Origin of the sequence: Streptomyces sp. NPDC085524, from assembly GCF_044541755.1 — a bacterium.
Lineage (GTDB): Bacteria > Actinomycetota > Actinomycetes > Streptomycetales > Streptomycetaceae > Streptomyces.
The window spans coordinates 357,785-374,515 of the sequence record NZ_JBITTH010000001.1; the positions used below are offsets into that span (position 1 = coordinate 357,785).

The 16,731-nt window shown below is 71.0% G+C and carries 15 protein-coding genes; 12 read left to right on the forward strand and 3 right to left on the reverse strand.

Annotated features, from left to right (window positions below):
* Positions 1 to 92: 92 nt before the first annotated feature.
* The 3 genes from ACIGFK_RS01575 to ACIGFK_RS01585 all read left to right on the forward strand — a co-directional run bounded on the left by ACIGFK_RS01575 (position 93) and on the right by ACIGFK_RS01585 (position 3,199).
* A complete protein-coding gene (locus ACIGFK_RS01575; RefSeq protein ID WP_376662026.1) occupies positions 93 to 1,073 on the forward strand; it encodes a hypothetical protein in 981 nt (326 codons plus the stop codon).
* A gap of 91 nt (positions 1,074 to 1,164) precedes the next feature.
* A complete protein-coding gene (locus ACIGFK_RS01580) occupies positions 1,165 to 2,697 on the forward strand; it encodes an amino acid permease (protein WP_376662027.1) in 1,533 nt (510 codons plus the stop codon).
* Positions 2,698 to 2,866: 169 nt separating this feature from the next.
* Positions 2,867 to 3,199, forward strand: coding sequence for a carboxymuconolactone decarboxylase family protein (locus tag ACIGFK_RS01585; RefSeq protein ID WP_386463341.1), 333 nt, complete (start codon positions 2,867 to 2,869; stop codon positions 3,197 to 3,199).
* Positions 3,200 to 3,464: 265 nt separating this feature from the next.
* On the opposite strand, the gene ACIGFK_RS01590 is transcribed toward ACIGFK_RS01585, so the two are convergent.
* Together ACIGFK_RS01590 and ACIGFK_RS01595 are read right to left on the reverse strand one after the other, a co-directional pair.
* Entirely contained in the window at positions 3,465 to 4,721 is a 1,257-nt protein-coding gene (locus tag ACIGFK_RS01590; protein ID WP_376661019.1) for an acyltransferase, read from the reverse strand.
* Between the two features lie 2 nt (positions 4,722 to 4,723).
* Entirely contained in the window at positions 4,724 to 6,814 is a 2,091-nt protein-coding gene (locus tag ACIGFK_RS01595; protein WP_376661030.1) for a bifunctional polysaccharide deacetylase/glycosyltransferase family 2 protein, read from the reverse strand.
* Between the two features lie 59 nt (positions 6,815 to 6,873).
* Here ACIGFK_RS01595 and ACIGFK_RS01600 point away from each other — a divergent pair, with 59 nt between their 5' ends.
* Entirely contained in the window at positions 6,874 to 7,365 is a 492-nt protein-coding gene (locus ACIGFK_RS01600; RefSeq protein ID WP_386463338.1) for a hypothetical protein, read from the forward strand.
* Positions 7,366 to 7,815: 450 nt separating this feature from the next.
* Positions 7,816 to 8,760: a glycoside hydrolase family 16 protein gene (locus ACIGFK_RS01605; RefSeq protein WP_386463336.1), complete on the forward strand. Its 945-nt coding sequence runs from the start codon at positions 7,816 to 7,818 to the stop codon at positions 8,758 to 8,760.
* Here the strand turns inward: ACIGFK_RS01605 and ACIGFK_RS01610 are convergent.
* Entirely contained in the window at positions 8,738 to 9,469 is a 732-nt protein-coding gene (locus ACIGFK_RS01610) for a substrate-binding domain-containing protein (protein WP_376661022.1), read from the reverse strand. The genes ACIGFK_RS01605 and ACIGFK_RS01610 overlap by 23 nt on opposite strands.
* Before the next feature lie 75 nt (positions 9,470 to 9,544).
* Here ACIGFK_RS01610 and ACIGFK_RS01615 point away from each other — a divergent pair, with 75 nt between their 5' ends.
* The 7 genes from ACIGFK_RS01615 (at position 9,545) to ACIGFK_RS01645 (ending at position 16,625) form a co-directional block, all read left to right on the forward strand.
* Entirely contained in the window at positions 9,545 to 10,312 is a 768-nt protein-coding gene (locus ACIGFK_RS01615; protein WP_386463331.1) for an IclR family transcriptional regulator, read from the forward strand.
* 104 nt (positions 10,313 to 10,416) lie between these two features.
* Positions 10,417 to 11,628 carry a 4-hydroxybenzoate 3-monooxygenase gene (locus ACIGFK_RS01620; RefSeq protein ID WP_400050129.1) on the forward strand — a complete coding sequence of 404 codons (1,212 nt, stop codon included), beginning with the start codon at positions 10,417 to 10,419 and terminating at the stop codon, positions 11,626 to 11,628.
* Between the two features lie 30 nt (positions 11,629 to 11,658).
* A complete protein-coding gene (locus ACIGFK_RS01625; RefSeq protein ID WP_400050130.1) occupies positions 11,659 to 12,684 on the forward strand; it encodes an amidohydrolase family protein in 1,026 nt (341 codons plus the stop codon).
* A 16-nt stretch (positions 12,685 to 12,700) separates the two neighbouring features.
* Positions 12,701 to 13,390: a 4-carboxy-4-hydroxy-2-oxoadipate aldolase/oxaloacetate decarboxylase gene (ligK, locus tag ACIGFK_RS01630; protein WP_376661026.1), complete on the forward strand. Its 690-nt coding sequence runs from the start codon at positions 12,701 to 12,703 to the stop codon at positions 13,388 to 13,390.
* A 2-nt stretch (positions 13,391 to 13,392) separates the two neighbouring features.
* Complete coding sequence (locus ACIGFK_RS01635; RefSeq protein WP_400050218.1) at positions 13,393 to 14,313, forward strand: amidohydrolase family protein; 921 nt, start codon at positions 13,393 to 13,395, stop codon at positions 14,311 to 14,313.
* Between the two features lie 25 nt (positions 14,314 to 14,338).
* Positions 14,339 to 15,649, forward strand: coding sequence for a protocatechuate 4,5-dioxygenase subunit alpha (gene ligA / locus ACIGFK_RS01640; protein ID WP_376661028.1), 1,311 nt, complete (start codon positions 14,339 to 14,341; stop codon positions 15,647 to 15,649).
* A gap of 1 nt (position 15,650) precedes the next feature.
* On the forward strand, positions 15,651 to 16,625 hold the full coding sequence (locus tag ACIGFK_RS01645) for a Gfo/Idh/MocA family oxidoreductase (RefSeq protein WP_400050131.1): 975 nt from the start codon (positions 15,651 to 15,653) through the stop codon (positions 16,623 to 16,625).
* Positions 16,626 to 16,731 lie beyond the last annotated feature (106 nt).

The window sequence follows — 16,731 nt, forward strand, 5'->3', positions numbered from 1 at the left end:
CCCGGCGCGACGGCCATTGCGATGCGAGGACCCATGACCACCACCGACGCACGACGCGCCCGCCCCCGCCACCCGTCGACCGGGACGAGGTGATGGCGGGCAGCGACTTCAGGCCCGTCTACCATCCCGCGGGTCACGACAACGAGCTGCGTGTCGCCGTGCAGGACCTGCGCACCGGCCGCTGGGTGTCGATGGCCCAGTTGCTGGACCGCACGGACGGCTGGGGGCTGTGGACCCAGCGCACCCAGGTGCTCGCCGCCGTCGCCGCCGGATCGGACGTGGTCCAGGCGTGGCGCGCCGAGGAACCGCGTAGCGTCGCCGCGTCCGTCATGCACACCCGTGTCGTCGTCGAACGCACCGTCCGGGCCCACCGCGCACGGCACCCCCGCACGCACCAGTTATGGCAGGAGGCGTGGCTGGCGTGCCGGGACGCCGCCGAGCTCAGCCCGGCCGACCCCGTGCCGTGGGTCTGCCTGCTCGCGCTCGCCCTCCTCGACGAACAGCGTTCCATGGACGAGCACCGGCTCGCACCGCCCGCCATGATGCTGCCCCCCGGCCCCTGGGGCATCCTCGCCCAGGCCGACAAGCGCGACCCGCACAACCGCGAGGCGTACCACCGGATGCTCCAGTTCGTGTGCGCGGGCACCCCCGGTCCGCTCACCGAGGCCGCCAACTTCGTGCAATGGGCGGCGGGTTCCGCAGCGACCGGGTCCGCCGTCCACGCCCTGCCGCTCTACCTGAGCGTCGAGCGCTACCGCCGTGAACGCGGCCAGGAGAAGGCGCTGGACCTCCACTGGGTCAGCGACGGCGCGCTCCGGGACGCCGGGCACGCCCTGGACACCTGGTTCCGGCACGCCGACGTGCGCCGCGCCTCCCCGCTCGATCTGAACCACCTCGCCCACGCCCTGTGGGGAGCCCACCGGTTCGGCGAGGCGGCCGAGGTCTTCGGTGCGATCGGCCGGTACTGGACCACCCTGCCGTGGGCCCACCGCACCCGCGACCCGGCCGACCAGGAACTGGCCGCGGAGGTCTTCCTGCAGGCCAGGTCCCGCAGCCTGGCCGACCGCGGCTGACCCTCCTTCCCGCAGTCCGCCCGCTGCGGCCCCGACACCCCCACCCCCGCTCGCGTCCCCGCATTTCACGAACCCCCGGAGGTACCCCGCCATGTCCCGAACCGCGCCGACCGTCCGCCAGGACAGCGTGGCCCCACCACGGCAGGACGAGGAGGAACGGCTCAGAGAGCTCGGCTACCAGCCCGTCCTCGCCCGCCGGATGGGCGGCTTCGGCAACTTCGCCATCAGCTTCTCCGTCATCTCCGTCCTGTCCGGCTGCATGACCCTGTACGGCTTCGGCCTGGGCACCGGCGGTCCGGCCGTGATGCTGTGGGGCTGGGCCGGCGTCGGCCTCTTCGTGCTCTGCGTGGGTCTCGCCCTCGCCGAGGTGACCAGCGCCTACCCCACCTCGGGGGCGCTCTACTACATGGCCGACCGGCTCGGCGGACGCCGCTGGGGCTGGTACACGGGCTGGCTGAACCTGCTCGGCCTACTCGGCGCCATCGCGGGCATCGACTACGGCGCGGCCCTGTTCACCGGCGCCTTCCTCAACCTCCAGTGGGGCTTCGTACCCACCCCCGGATCGACCTTCCTGATCTTCCTGGCCATCCTGCTGCTGCACGCCGTGCTCAACCTCTTCGGCGTCCGCCTGGTCAGCGTCCTCAACTCGATCAGCGTCTGGTGGCACCTGGGCGGTGTCGCGCTCATCGTCGGCGCCCTGGCCTTCGTCCCCGACCACCACCAGTCGGTCTCGTTCGTCTTCACCGAGTTCGTCAACGACACCGGCTGGGCCAACCCGTTCTACGTCGCCGCGGTCGGCCTGCTGCTCGCGCAGTACACGTTCTCCGGCTACGACGCCTCCGCGCACCTCTCGGAGGAGACCTCGAACGCCTCCGTGGCCGCCGCCAAGGGCATCGTCCGCTCCATCTGGGCCTCGTGGCTGGCCGGGTTCGCGCTGCTCGCGGGCCTGACCTTCGCCATCCAGGACTACGCGGCCGTCGCCGGCACCGCCACCGGTGTCCCGCCGGCCCAGATCTTCCTCGACGCCCTGGGCTCCGGGGGCGCCAAGGCCCTGCTCCTCGTCGTGATCGTCGCGCAGCTCTTCTGCGGCAACGCCGAGGTCGCCGCCGCGAGCCGGATGGTCTTCGCCTTCAGCCGCGACAACGCGCTGCCCGGCTCCGCCCTGTGGCGCAAGGTCAGCAGCCGCACCCAGACGCCGGTCCCGGCCGTATGGCTCGCGGTCGCCGTCGCGGGCGTGCTGGCGCTGCCCTCCCTCTACTCCGCCACCGCCTACGGGGCCGTGACCGCCATCAACGTCATCGGCATCACCCCGGCCTACGCCATCCCGATCTACCTGCGCCTGCGCGCCGGCAACCGCTTCCAGCCCGGCCCGTGGAGCCTGGGCCGCTGGAGCAAGCCGATCGGCTGGACCGCCGTCGTCTGGGTGGCCGTCGTCACCGTCCTGTTCTGCCTGCCGCAGAAGTCGCCGGTCACCATCGACACGATGAACTACGCGGTGATCGCCCTGGCCGTGGTCCTGGTCCTGGCCAGCGCGTGGTGGTACGTCGCCCGGCGCTCGTACGGGACGCCGTCGGCGTACGGCAACGCCCGTGAGCAGGCGGAGATCGCCGAAGGCATCGTCTGAGCACTCCGCCGGGCGTTCCGCGCGCGCACCGGACGGCCGGTGCGCGCGCCGCCCGCACAGTGGAGATGCAGCCCCATGGGAATGTCCCTACCGTCGATACAGGTGTTCGGCGCAGGGGCTCCTTCCCCGCCTCCGACGCGTCGGCGCCCCGACACCCAGGAGGCTCACCATGACGACAGCATCCGACCACCCCGTCCTCGACACCCTGGCCGCCATGACCATGGACTCGATCGAACGGTGCGGGCTGCCCGCGGACACGCTGATACTCACCCGCCTCGCCGCGCTCGCCGCGATGGACGCACCCGCGCTGTCCTACGTCGCACACATCGATCCGGCCATCAAGACCAACCTGACGCCCGCCCAGGTGCAGGACGTCCTGGTCGCGATCGCCCCCATCGTGGGCACCGCCCGCGTCATGTCCGCGGCCACCCACATCGCGGAGGCCCTCGGATTCGTCATCGCCGTGGCCGAGGCGGAGGCCGAGGCGAAGCTCGAAGGGTAGCCGGACCCCCGGGGACTCCTCGAGCTGTTCGCCGTCCTCGCTCAGCACGCCGAGCGCGCCGAACCGGGCGTCGACCAGGCCCATGGCGGTGGTGATCACGCGCCGCGCGGCGCGTCCTCGGTTCCACCGCAGGCACCCCCGCTGCCCACCGCACGGATTCCGCCCGGCCGGACACGTAGGGTGAACGGCCGCACCGGCGCGTGACGGCGCAGGGGCCGTTCCGGATCGCTCCGGAACGGCCCCTGGTCCTCCGTGCGGCTCCGCGTCACTCCGCGGCCCGCCGCTTGCCCCGCTGGCGGCGCGGGTACGGGAAGAGCCGTGGCGAGCGCTTGGCGGCCACGTCCTCGACCCAGCCGAAGGTCAGCACGAGCAGCCCGATCAGCGGGATGGCCACCATGAGCGTGAACCACTGGCTGGACAGCAGCCACTGGAGGTTCGTGTAGAAGAAGGGGATGCTCCAGAGGGGGTCGATCAGCGGGATGGCGCACACCAGCGCGACCTGGTGCCACAGGTAGACGCTGACGGCACGCGAGTTGAGCAGGCTGACGAGGCCGTTCCAGCGTTCCAGGGGCCTCGGCCACTGCTCCCAGGACGGGCTGACGTGGAGCAGCATGGCGACGAACCCGAGGGACCACAGGGCCTGGGCGATCGGCCAGGCCTCGATGTCGGTCGGCTGGGACGGATCGGCCGGCCGGGTGTTCAGGTACCAGAGGCCGGCCACCATGACCAGCGGCGCGATGGACGGCACCACGTACTGGGGGATCTTCTTGAGGAGCCCCTCCTGGTGCGCCATGCCGAGGATCCAGCAGGAGCCGAACATGGTGAAGTCGTTGGCGGTCTCCCAGACCCGGCCGTAGATGAACTCCTGCTCGGCGAAGAAGGTGTTCATGACGATCACCACCGCCAGCGGCGTGAACAGCGTCACCACGGGGAACTTGCGCAGGGCCCGGAGCATCAGCGGCGAGAGCAGGACGTACCAGAGGTAGGCCCGGAGGTACCAGAGCGGCACGATGACCTGCGCGGCCCAGGTCGCTTCCACGTGGTGCTCGAAACCGGAGAACCCGCCCAGCTCCTCCCCGAACGGCGGGGTGCTCAGCGGCAGCAGCCAGAACACCAGCTTGCCCCACCACCAGTTGGGGTGGCCCTCGGAGTCGGGGCCCCAGCCGTCGAGGATCTGGAGGGTGATCATGATGGCGCCGAACAGCCACATCGGCGGCAGGAGGCGGCGCAGTCGGCCGCGGATCACGCCGAGGGCGGGGCGGCTGAGCGAGCGGGTCATCAGCGAGCCGGCCAGCGCGAACATCACGCCCATCGACGGGAAGACGAGGGGCAGCCAGAACCAGCCGAAGTTGTGGTAGAGCACCACACGGCCCAGCGCCAGCGCGCGCAGCAGGTCGAGATAGCGGTCCCGGCCGCCCTTGCGCCGGACCGGCGCCTCCGGCTCCGGCTCCGGTATCAGGATGGGCGGAACCCTCAACTGCATGGTTTCCGCGTGGCGCACGTAGTCGACGGATGCAGGCATGATCAGGCCTCCACGGGTGCGGTGGCGACCTCGCCGGTGCGCCGCAGCTTCTGCCAGCGCAGTCGGCCACCGGTCATCGCCGTGATCGCGGACTGCAGCAGGACGATGTACATCAGCTGCCGGTAGACCAGCTGCTGGATCGGCAGGCTGATCAGGTGCCAGGGCTTCTCCCGGTCGAGCCGGAAGGCGTACCAGGACAGCGCGGCCTGGAGCAGGATGAACCCGCCCCAGCTGGACAGGGTGATCGGGGCGTCGCCGAACAGCACGCCGTACACCAGGAACATGTCGACCAGCGGCGCCAGCAGCGGGGCGACCACACCGAACAGCACGATGAGCGGCAGCCCGAGCCGGCCGAAGCGCCCGGCCGGACCGCGGGAGGTCACCGCGCCGCGGTGCTTCCACAGGGCCTGCATGCTGCCGTAGCTCCAGCGGTACCGCTGGGACCAGAGCTGCTGGAGGCTGGCGGGAGCCTCGGTCCAGGCGCGGGCCTCCTCGGCGTAGACGACCCGCCATCCTTCGCAGAGCACCGCGATGGTGATGTCGGTGTCCTCGGCGAGGGTGTCCTCGCTCATCCCGCCGACCTGCTGCAGGGCTTCCTTGCGGAAGGCTCCCACCGCGCCGGGGATGGTGGGGATGACGCCCAGCACGTCGTACATCCGGCGGTCCAGGTTGTGGCCGAGGACGTACTCGATGTGCTGCCAGGCGCCGATCAGGCTGTCCCGGTTGCCGACCTTGGCGTTGCCCGCGACCGCGCCGATCGTCGGGTCGGCGAAGGGCTGGACGAGCTCGCGCACGGTGGACGGCTCGAAGACGGTGTCGCCGTCCATCATGACGATGATGTCGTGCGAGGCGGCCGCGACGCCGGCGTTGAGCGCGCTGGGCTTGCCTCCGTTGACCTTGCGGATCAGCCGGACGAACGGCAGGTCCATCTCCTCGACGGCGTCCGCGGTGCCGTCCGTCGAGCCGTCGTCGATGACGATCACTTCGATGGGGTAGTCACTGACGGCCAGGGAGTTCAGGGTGTTGGCGATGCACTCGATCTCGTTGTAGGCCGGCACGAGCACGGTGACCGGCTCGGTGACGGGTTCCCCCCAGCGGTCCGGCCGTTTGTTGCGACGGGCGTGGATCGGCGCGAGGACGATCATCAGCGCGAACCGGCCGAAGTTGAGGAAGCCGACGAGGGCCAGCAGTGCGACCAGGACCGGCAGGGTGTGCACGGAGAACTGGGTGGCCCAGATGAACCCCTTGCCCGCCCACAGCTGGAAACCGTGCACCGGCACGGTGGCGCTGGAGGCGCCGAGCGCTTCGGAGATGGTGGTGAAGCGGTAGCCCTGCGCCTGCAGCTTGTCGATGATCTGCGTGAGCGCGGCGATGGTCTGGGTACGGTCACCACCCGCGTCGTGCAGCAGGATCATCTCGCCCGCGCCGGGCTTGGACGGCATCGCCGCCTTGACGATCTCCTCGACGCCGGGCCGCTTCCAGTCGTCGGTGTCCTTGTCGATGAACGCGGTGAGGTAGCCGCGCGCGCCGACGTACTTGATCACCGGGTAGTTCCAGTCGTCCAGCGCCGTGGCGTCGGAGGAGTACGGGGGGCGGAACAGCGCGCTGTGGACGCCCGCGACGCCGGCCAGTGCCAGCTGCGTCTGCGCCAGCTCCCAGCTGATCCGGGCGTGGGACTGGTACACCAGGTCGGGGTGGGTGAAGGTGTGCACGCCGAGTTCGTGGCCGTCCGCGACGATGTCCCGGATCAGGTCCGGGTAGCGCGTGGTCATGGCGCCGGTCACGAAGAAGTCCGCCTTGATGTGGCGGGACTCCAGCAGGGCCAGGATCTTCGGGGTCCACTCGGGCGAGGGACCGTCGTCGAAGCTCAGGACCACGGTGCGGTCGGGTATGCGGTAGCTGACGGGGTGCTCGTTCTTGCTGCCGCGCGCGTCGATGACCGGCCCGCCCTTGAGCAGGTTCTGCGGCACGGTGTCCTTGTCGACCGAGATCGCGATCCGGGAGTCGTGGAACGCCTCGTTGTTGGCCAGGCCGCGCAGGACGAGCAGCGCGAGCAGGCACGCCAGCAGGGACAGCGGCATGAAGAAGCGCAGCGGCGGGGCGGCCAGACGGCGCGGCCTCAGCAGGGACTGCCGGCGGCGGGACCGGGACAATGACGCTCCTGGAGATGGGTGGTGCGGACGATCAGCTGCGCTTGGCGGGCTGGCCCGAAGGCGTGGCCCCGCGCTGCACGGTGGTCGTGGGCTTCGAGGGGGTGGCCGCGGGCTTCGTCGCACCGGCCGGGGGCTTCGACGTGCCGGCCGAGGGCTTCGTCTGGGGCGTCGCGGACCCCTTGGCCGTCCGGGGCGAGGACGACGAGGACGGAGCGGCCTGCCCGGTCGACGGGCTGGGCGACTTCGCCGGCACGGGTGAGGACGAGGGGGCGGGCGGCAGCGAGGGCTGCACCGGTATGCCCATGGCCGGGGCGTCCGCCTGGACACCGATCAGGCTGCTGCCCATGGCAACTGCGAGGATCGCTCCGACGACGGAAACCGGCCATCCGAACCCGCGCAGCAGACGGCCGCGCAGACCCGACTGGTCGACGAACACCGGTGCTGAGGCGGGTTCTTCGAAGTCCGACTCGGGAATTTCGGACAAAGGCTGATATGTCGATCCGCGTTCGATGGGATCGAAAACTGAGCGCACCTTGCGAGGCCTTTCATTGCAGGGTACGTAGACCGCGGGACCGCAGGGCGAACGCTAGTGCACCGACCTGAATCGACTTGGGTTCCATGTCTGGATTTAGGACCATCCGATCAGGTGTTGTAATCGGATCGAAATGCCAATCGGCAGTACCGATCAGTAGATGCGTCCGTACGCTCTCCGGGTACCGGACAGTACGCTTTTAAGCCAAATCGTTTCTGCTGGCACCGCACCGCCGGAAGCCGCAAATGCCACCCCGGCAGTCACCCCGGTGTTCACCCGGGCGGTCGCTCCGGTGCCCACCCGGCGCCTTAGGATGACCCCCTCGTCGGACCGTTCATCGGATCGGTCGGTCCGATCGTCATGCAGAGGGCGTGTCCAGGTACCGCCTCTACGCCCCCAAGGAGCCCGTGTGAGCCAGTCCCGCCGCACTTCTCGTCGCCGCGCGTGGACCGCGCTCACGCTGCCCGCCCTCCTGTGCGTGCTCGCCGCGTGTTCCGGCGGCCCGGCATCCGGCAAGGGCGCCGGCGACGGCCGGCCCAGTGCCTCGCCGACCCCGTCCGGACCGCCGGGAACCCTGTTCGACAACTTCCACTACAGCGGCGCGGACGACCCCGCGCTCGCCGCCCACGGCTGGGAGGTCCGTACCGGCGGGGGCGGCCCCGGGATCCAGGACAGCTGGAACACCGCGGGCGCGGGCTTCCCCGCCGACACGACCGCCCAGGGCGGCAAGGTCCTGCAGCTGCAGTCCTCCACCGACGGCACCAAGCAGGGCACCAAGCAGGTCGAGGTGCTGACCACCGGCAAGAACCTCTTCACGGGCACCTACGCCGCCCGGGTCTACTTCAGCGACAAGCCCTCGAGCGGCCGGGGTGGCGACCACGTCGTCCAGACCTTCTTCCCGATCTCCCCCTCGGACGCCTCGGCGAACTACAGCGAACTCGACTTCGAGTACCTGCCGAACGGCGGATGGGGCACGGCGGGCCCGCGACTCGACAACGTCAGCTGGTACAAGGCCGACCCGCCGGACCGGGTCAACAAGTCGACGAAGCAGCGCCTCGAGGGCTGGCACCTGCTGATGATCACCGCCATGGACGGGAAGGTCGTCTACTCCCTGGACGGCAAGGAGACGTTCACCAGCTCCGGCAAGTACGTCCCGCGCGAGAAGATGGACATCCACTTCAGCAACTGGCTCATCGACCTCCCTTCCACGGGCGGCCGGCGCACCTGGGACATGAAGGTCAACTGGGTCTACTACAAGGCCGACCAGGTCGTCTCCCAGGCGGACGTCCAGAAGACGGTGGACGGCTTCTACAGTGCCGGCACCAACTACGTCAACACCGTCCCGAAGGGCTGACGCCTTCCGGGGGCACGTCCCCCGGAGCCCGCATGCCCATGGAGCGGGCGGTTGCGGACCCCGTGTCGGAGCCGAGGAGGCCGAGCACTTCGAGAGCGAGGTCCGGCCGGGATGCCGAGGCCAGGACGCCTCCGCTGAACGTCGAGCTGATGGCGGTGTCCCCGGGCAGCGGTCCGGCGACGACGACTCCCGGCAGGTCCATCAGCTCGCTGCGCTGCTGGAACGCCAGGTCGGCCCGGCCGGAGGACAGCAGACTGCCGGCCGGCACGCCCGGGGGTGCCTGGACGAGCCGGCCGGCGAGCGCACCGGCGAGGCCCAGCCGGCCGATCAGCTCGACCAGGGCCGTTCCGCTGGGACCGGTGGAATAGGCGATGCCCTGCGCCGCTTCCAGGGCGGACCGCAGGTCGGATTCCGAGGCGAGCTCCGGAACGGGTGATCCCTCCGGCACGGCGGCGACGACCTGGGAGATCCACAGCGGGCGCACGGTGCCCTCCGCGAGGTGGCCCTCCTTCTCCAGTGCGGTCATGGCCCCGTCGGCGAGTACGAGCAGGTCGGCCTCGGCGCCCTCGCGCACCCGCCGTGCGACCTCGACCCCGCCTGCCGCCTCGAAGCGCACGGAAAGCCCGTGCACGAGCCGGATCTGCTCGGACAGCTCGGCCAGCAGGGGCCTCGTCGCCATCGAGGACAGCCCGGAGATCACTCTGTTCACGTCGCCTCCTTGGTGTGCGGCAGATCGTACGGCGCTCGGTGCAGGGCCTCAAAGGCGGTCTGCGAGACTGGCCGCGTGAGCACAACCCGGAGCACGGCGGCTGGAAAAGTCCTGGACGTCCTCTCGGCCTTCGACCGCGAGCACCCGTCGCAGACACTGTCGGAGATCGCCCAGCGCACCGGCCTGGCCCTGAGCACGACGCACCGGGTCGTCGCCGAACTCGCGGCGTGGGGGGCGCTGGAGCGCGCGGAGGACGGGTCCTGGCACATCGGCCTGCGGCTCTGGGAGATCGCCTCGGGATGCCCGCGCACCCAGATCCTGCGCGATGTGGCGCTGCCCTTCATGCAGGACCTCTACGAGGCGACCCACGAGAACATCCAGCTGGCGGTGCGCGAGGGCACGGAGCTCGTGTTCGTCGAGCGGATCGCCGGGCACCGGTCGGTGGAGCTGCTGACGATGGTGGGGGCCCGGTTCCCCATCGGCTCGACCGGGATGGGGCGCGTCCTGCTCGCGCACGCACCGGTGGACATCCAGGAAGAGGTCCTCGAATCCCCGCTGCGGGCCTGGACCCCGCACACCGTCACCGACCCGAAGACGCTCCGCGCGCAGCTCGACCGCATCCGCCGCGAACAGGTCTTCGTCAGCGACCGGCAGCTCTCCGAGAGCACCGTCGCGGTCTCCGCGCCCGTACGGATCGGCCGGCACGGGCCCGTCAGCGCAGCCCTCGGGATCGTGATCACGGCACGTGGGGCGAGCCGGGCGCGCGGACTGCGCGAGCCGCTGCTGAGGGCCGCGTACGGGATCTCCGACGAGCTCGGCCGGCGTACCCGCGCCGCCGCCTGAGATCCGGGCGGGCTTCCGCCTGACGGAAACACCGCAGACCGGCCGCGGTCCTGGCTGTCAACGTTCGACGTGTTCCCCACGTCCACCGTTGCCCAGGAGATGCCATGGCAGACGCCGTCGTCGACACCGTTGCCTCGGTTCCCGTCGCAGTCGTCGGGGCCGGTCCGGCCGGTCTGATGCTCGCTCACCGGCTGGGACGGGCCGGAGTCGGCACGATCGTGATCGACACCCGCACCCGTCACGAGATCGCGACGACGCAGCGCGCCGGAATCCTGGAGGCCGACGCGGCCCGGGACCTGGTCGAGACGGGTGTCGGCGACCGCATCCTGCGCGAGGGCCACGAACACGAGGGCACCGAGCTCCGCTTCGGCGGGCGGCCGCACCGGCTCGACTTCAAGGAGCTGGTGGGCGCGTCGGTGTGGCTCTATCCGCAGACCGACGTGTTCACCGACCTGGCCGACGCGCGCGACCGCGACGGCGGCACGGTCCACTTCGGGGTGAAGGACAGCGAGGTCCTCGACATCACCACCGGTGCTCCGCGCGTCCGGTACACCGCGGCCGACGGCGCCCGGCACGAGATCCGGGCGCGGTACGTCGTCGGCGCGGACGGATCGCGCAGCATGTGCCGCAACCTGGTCCCCGAGGACCGGCGGGTTCGGTACGGCAAGGAGTACCCGTTCGCGTGGTTCGGCATCATGGCCGAGGCGCCGGCGAGCGCACCCGAGCTGGTCTACGCCCATTCCGAGCACGGCTTCGCGCTGATCAGCCAACGGACCGCGACCGTGCAGCGGATGTACTTCCAGTGCGCCCCGGACGAGTCCGTCGGTGCCTGGCCGGACGACCGCGTCTGGGAGACGCTCCAGGCACGCGTGGCGGGGGAGGACGGCTTCCGCCTCAAGGAGGGCCCCATCCTCGAGAAGACGGTCCTGCGGTTCCGGTCGTTCGTGCAGGAGCCGATGGGCTGGGGCTCGATGCTGCTCGCCGGAGACGCCGCGCACACCGTGCCGCCGACCGGCGCCCGCGGGCTCAACCTCGCACTGCACGACGTGAAGGTCCTGGCCGACGTCCTCCTGCGGGCCCTCGGCACCGAGGGCGAGGCCGCCCTGGCGGAGTACGAGCCGCGCGCGCTGCAGCGGATCTGGCGGGCACAGAACTTCTCCCACTGGATGACCCGGCTGCTGCACACCCCGCCCGGCGCCTCACCGTTCGACCTGCGGCGCCAACTCGGCGAGCTCGACAACGTGGTGGGCACGCGCGCCGGCCGTGCGTATCTCGCCGAGCAGTACACGGGCTGGCCCGCCGCCTCCCGCGGCTGACCCGACGAGACCCCCAGGAGACATCCCGACATGATCATCGACTGTCACGGTCACTTCACCACCGCGCCCCCGCAACTGGCCCAGTGGCGCGACCGGCAGGTCGCCGCCGCCGGGTCCCCCGCGGACGCCCCCGACCCGGACGACCTCGTCATCACCGACGACGACCTGCGCCGGGCGATCGAGGACAACCAGCTGCGCCTCATGGACGAGCGCGGCAGCGACCTGACGATCTTCTCCCCCCGGGCCAGCTTCATGGCCCACCACATCGGCGACTTCCGGGTGTCCGAGACGTGGGCACGGATCTGCAACGACCTCGTCCACCGCGTCGCCGGGCTCTACCCCGACCGCTTCGCGATGGCCGCCATGCTGCCGCAGTCCCCGGACGTCGACCCCGCCACCTGCCTGCCCGAACTGCGCCGCGCGGTCGAGGAGCTCGGCGCGGTCGCGGTCAACCTCAACCCCGATCCGTCGGGCGGCAGCTGGACCGCACCGCCGCTGACGGACCGGAGCTGGTACCCGCTCTACGAGGCGATGGCCGAGTACGACATCCCGGCGATGATCCACGTCAGCACCTCGTGCAACCCGGCCTTCCACACCACCGGCGCCCACTACCTGAACGCGGACACCACGGCGTTCATGCAGCTGCTCCAGGGCGACCTGTTCGCCGACTTCCCCTCGCTGCGCTTCGTGATCCCCCACGGCGGGGGCGCGGTTCCCTACCACTGGGGCAGGTTCCGCGGCCTGGCGATGGCGCTGGGCCGGCCGGACCCCGAGACGCTCCTGGACAACGTCTTCTTCGACACCTGCGTGTACCACCAGCCCGGCATCGACCTGCTCACGCAGGTCGTCCCCAGCCGGTCCGTGCTCTTCGCCAGCGAGATGATCGGCGCCGTCCGCGACATCGACCCGCGCACCGGCCACCACTTCGACGACACCCGGCGGTACGTCGAGGCCACCGCGCACCTCACCGACGACGAACGGGCCGCCGTCTACAGCGGCAACGCCCTGCGCGTCTACCCCCGCCTCGCCGCCCGGCTCACCGCCTCCGGCAACTGACCCAGGAGAAGGACCGATGGAACACACGCGGCTCGGTGTCGTCCACACCGCGATCACCCGCGCCGACCCGGAGGACGTCGCCGCCCTCTCGGCGTTCGGCGTCGCGACCGTCCACGAGGCGATGGGCCGGGTGGGACTCATGCGCCCGTACCTGCGCCCCGCCTACACCCGGGCCCGGCTCTGCGGCACGGCGGTGACCGTGCTCCTGCAGCCCGGCGACAACTGGATGCTCCACGTCGCCGCCGAGCAGATCCAGGAGGGCGACGTGGTCGTCGCGGCCTGCACGACGGAGAGCGAGGACGGGTTCTTCGGCGAACTGCTCGCCACCTCGTTCCGCGCCCGCGGCGGCCGGGGCCTGGTCATCGACGGCGGCGTGCGCGACGTGGCCGAACTGGAGGAGATGGACTTCCCCGTCTTCGCCCGGGCGGTCAACGCCAAGGGCACCGTCAAGGCCACCCTCGGCTCGGTCAACGTCCCGGTGGTCTGCGCCAACGCCCTGGTCAGGCCCGGGGACGTGGTGGTGGCGGACCGCGACGGCGTCGTGGTGGTGCCACGCGAGCGCGCCGCCGAGGTCGCCGCGGCCGCGGCCCGGCGCGAGGCCGGCGAGGAGGGCAAGCGGGCACGGTTCCGCGCGGGCGAGCTCGGCCTGGACCTGTACGGCATGCGCGGCCCGCTGGCCGAGCTCGGCCTGCGCTACGAGGACTGATGATGACGACGCACTACGAGAAGACCCCGGGCTGGCTGGACTGGTACGCCGACCCGAGCCGGCCGCGGTTCCGGATGCCCGAGGGGGCCGTCGACGCGCACTGCCACGTCTTCGGCCCGGGAGCCGCGTTCCCGTTCGCGCCCGAACGGAAGTACACCCCGTGCGACGCGTCCAAGGACCAGCTCTTCGCGCTGCGCGACCACCTGGGCTTCGCCCGCAACGTCGTGGTCCAGGCGACCTGTCACGGCGCCGACAACAGCGCCATGGTCGATGCCCTGCGGTCCTCGGGAGGACTGGCCCGGGGCGTGGCGACGGTGCGGCCGGACGTCTCGGACGCCGAGCTGCGGGAGCTGCACGAGGCCGGGGTGCGGGGCGTGCGGTTCAACTTCGTCAAGCGGCTCGTCGACGCGGCTCCGCAGCAGGACCTGCGGGACGTCGTCCGGCGGATCGCGCCCTACGGGTGGCACGTGGTCGTCTACTTCGAGGCGGCCGACCTCGCGGGCCTGCGCGACTTCTTCCTGTCGATCCCGGTTCCGCTGGTCATCGACCACATGGGCCGGCCCGATGTCGCCCGGGACCCGTACGGCCCGGAATTCGGCGCGTTCCTGGACTTCATGCGCGCCAGGCCGGACATCTGGTGCAAGGTGACCTGTCCCGAACGGCTGTCCGTGAGCGGCCCGCCGGCTCTCGGCGGCGAGCGGTCGGCGTACCGCGACGTCGTCCCGTTCGCACGCCGCGTGGTCGAGGAGTTCCCCGACCGGGTGCTGTGGGGGACGGACTGGCCGCACCCGAACCTCGCCACCCACATGCCCGACGACGGCCTGCTCGTCGACTTCGTCCCGAGCATCGCGCCGACGCCGGAGCTGCGGCAGCGGCTCCTCGTCGACAACCCGATGCGCCTGTACTGGCCGGAAGCCGGCTGACCCGTCTCACGATCGGAGCCCGACCTTGTCGCTGGACAAGACCTACAAACTGGTGCCGGGGACCACCGTCTTCGACGCCGAGCAGTCCGCCCGGGGCTACCACCTCAACCAGTTCTGCATGTCGCTGATGACGGCGGAGAACCGCGCCCTCTACCTCGCCGACGAGCGCGCCTACCTGGACGCGTGGCCGCTGCGCGAGGAGCAGAAGCAGGCGCTGCTGGACCGTGACCTCAACGCCGCGATGCGCGAGGGCGGCAACATCTACTTCCTCGCCAAGTGGGGTGCGACGCTGGGGCTCTCGTTCCAGCAGATGGCCGGTTCGATGACCGGGATGACCGAGGAGGAGTACCGCGCGATGATGGTCGGCGGCGGCCGCTCCGTCGAGGGCAACCGCATCGATCACGCCGTCCTGGAGGCGGCCCACGCCGATCGGACTCCCCCTGCCGCACACGCCGTGATCACCGGTGCGGTCTTCACCTCGCACGTGCCGGCGATCGGTGCGGCGATGGACCACGACAGGACCGACGAGCCCTACTGGAGGCCGGTCTTCGAGGGCTACGAGTATGCCAAGGCCTGGGAGGAGGAGAACCGCCCGGACGTGGTCTTCCTGGTCTACAACGACCACGCGTCCGCGTTCGACCTGTCCCTGATCCCGACGTTCGTACTCGGCACCGGCGCGGCCTGTGCCACCGCCGACGAGGGCTACGGCCCCCGCCCCGTCCCCGGCATCGAGGGCGACCCCGATCTGGCCGCCCACATCGCGCATTCGCTGATCAGGGACGACTTCGACCTGACGCTCGCCAACGAGATGACCGTGGACCACGGCCTGACCGTCCCGCTGTCACTGATGTTCGGGGACGTCGAGAAGTGGCCGTGCAAGGTGATCCCGTTCCACGTCAACGTGGTGCAGTACCCCGTGCCTTCGGGCGCCCGGTGCCTCGCCCTCGGCCGGGCACTGCGGAAGGCGATCGAGTCGTACGACCGGCCGCTGAAGGTCCAGGTGTGGGGCACCGGCGGCATGAGCCACCAGCTGCAGGGCCCGCGCGCCGGACTCATCAACCGCGAGTGGGACAACGCCTTCCTCGACAGGCTCGTCGAGGACCCCGTCGGCCTGTCGCAGGTACCGCACCTGGAGTACGTCGAGGAGGCGGGCTCGGAGGGCATCGAACTGGTGATGTGGCTGATCGCCCGCGGGGCGATGAGCGACCTCGACGGGTCGGGGGACATCGAGGTCAAGCACCGCTTCTACCACGTGCCGGCGTCCAACACCGCCGTCGGCCACCTGATACTCGAGAACCACACCCGGGCCCAGGAGCCCGCCGAAGGAGTGAAGTGACATGAGCGACGACCGGACCCTGCGGGTGGCCCTGGCCGGCGGCGGCGCCTTCGGCGCCAAGCACGCGGCCGCGCTCAGGCGGATCGAGGGCGTCGAGGTGGCCGCCGTCGTGAGCAGCACCCTCGAACGTGCGCAGAAGTTCGCCGCGGAGCAAGGGATCGGCCGTGCCGCGGCCTCCCTGGACGAGGTGCTGGCGATGAACGACGTCGACGCCGTCGTCCTCGCCACCCCCACCCCGATGCACGCCGCGCAGACGCTGGCCTGCCTCGACGCCGGCAAGCACGTCCAGGTGGAGATTCCCCTGGCCGCCTCCCTCGGCGACGCCGAGGCCTGTCTGGCGGCGCAGGAGCGCACCGGGCTGGTCGCCATGGTGGGCCACACCCGGCGCTTCAACCCGAGCCACCAGTGGGTGCGGCGGCAGATCCAGGCCGGGCAGTTCAACATCCAGCAGATGGACGTGCAGACGTACTTCTTCCGCCGCACGAACCTCAACGCGCTGGGCGCTCCGCGCTCCTGGACCGACCACCTGCTGTGGCACCACGCGGCGCACACCGTCGACCTGTTCACCTACCAGACCGGCTCGCCGATCGTGCAAGCCCACGCGGTCCAGGGCCCGGTCCACCCCGAGCTCGGCATCGCGATGGACATGTCGGTCCAGCTGCGCGCGGCGAACGGCGCCATCTGCACCCTGTCCCTGTCGTTCAACAACGACGGACCGCTCGGCACCTTCTTCCGCTACATCGGCGACACCGGCACCTACATCGCCCGCTACGACGACCTCGTCACGGGCAGGGACGAGCCGATCGACGTCAGCGGGGTCGACGTCTCGATGGACGGCATCGAGCTGCAGGACCGCGAGTTCGTCGCCGCCATCCGCGAGGGCCGCGAGCCGAACTCCTCCATCGCCCAGGTCATGTCCTGCTACCGGACTCTGGCGGGCCTGGAGGAGCAGCTCGACGCTGCCGCGGGCGCGTGAGCACGGCACCGGTGACGGGCCCGGGCGGCGCGCCGCGCCGGATCGGACCGTTCGAGGTCCCGGCGACCGGCCTGGGCTGCATGAACCTCAGTCACGCCCACGGCGT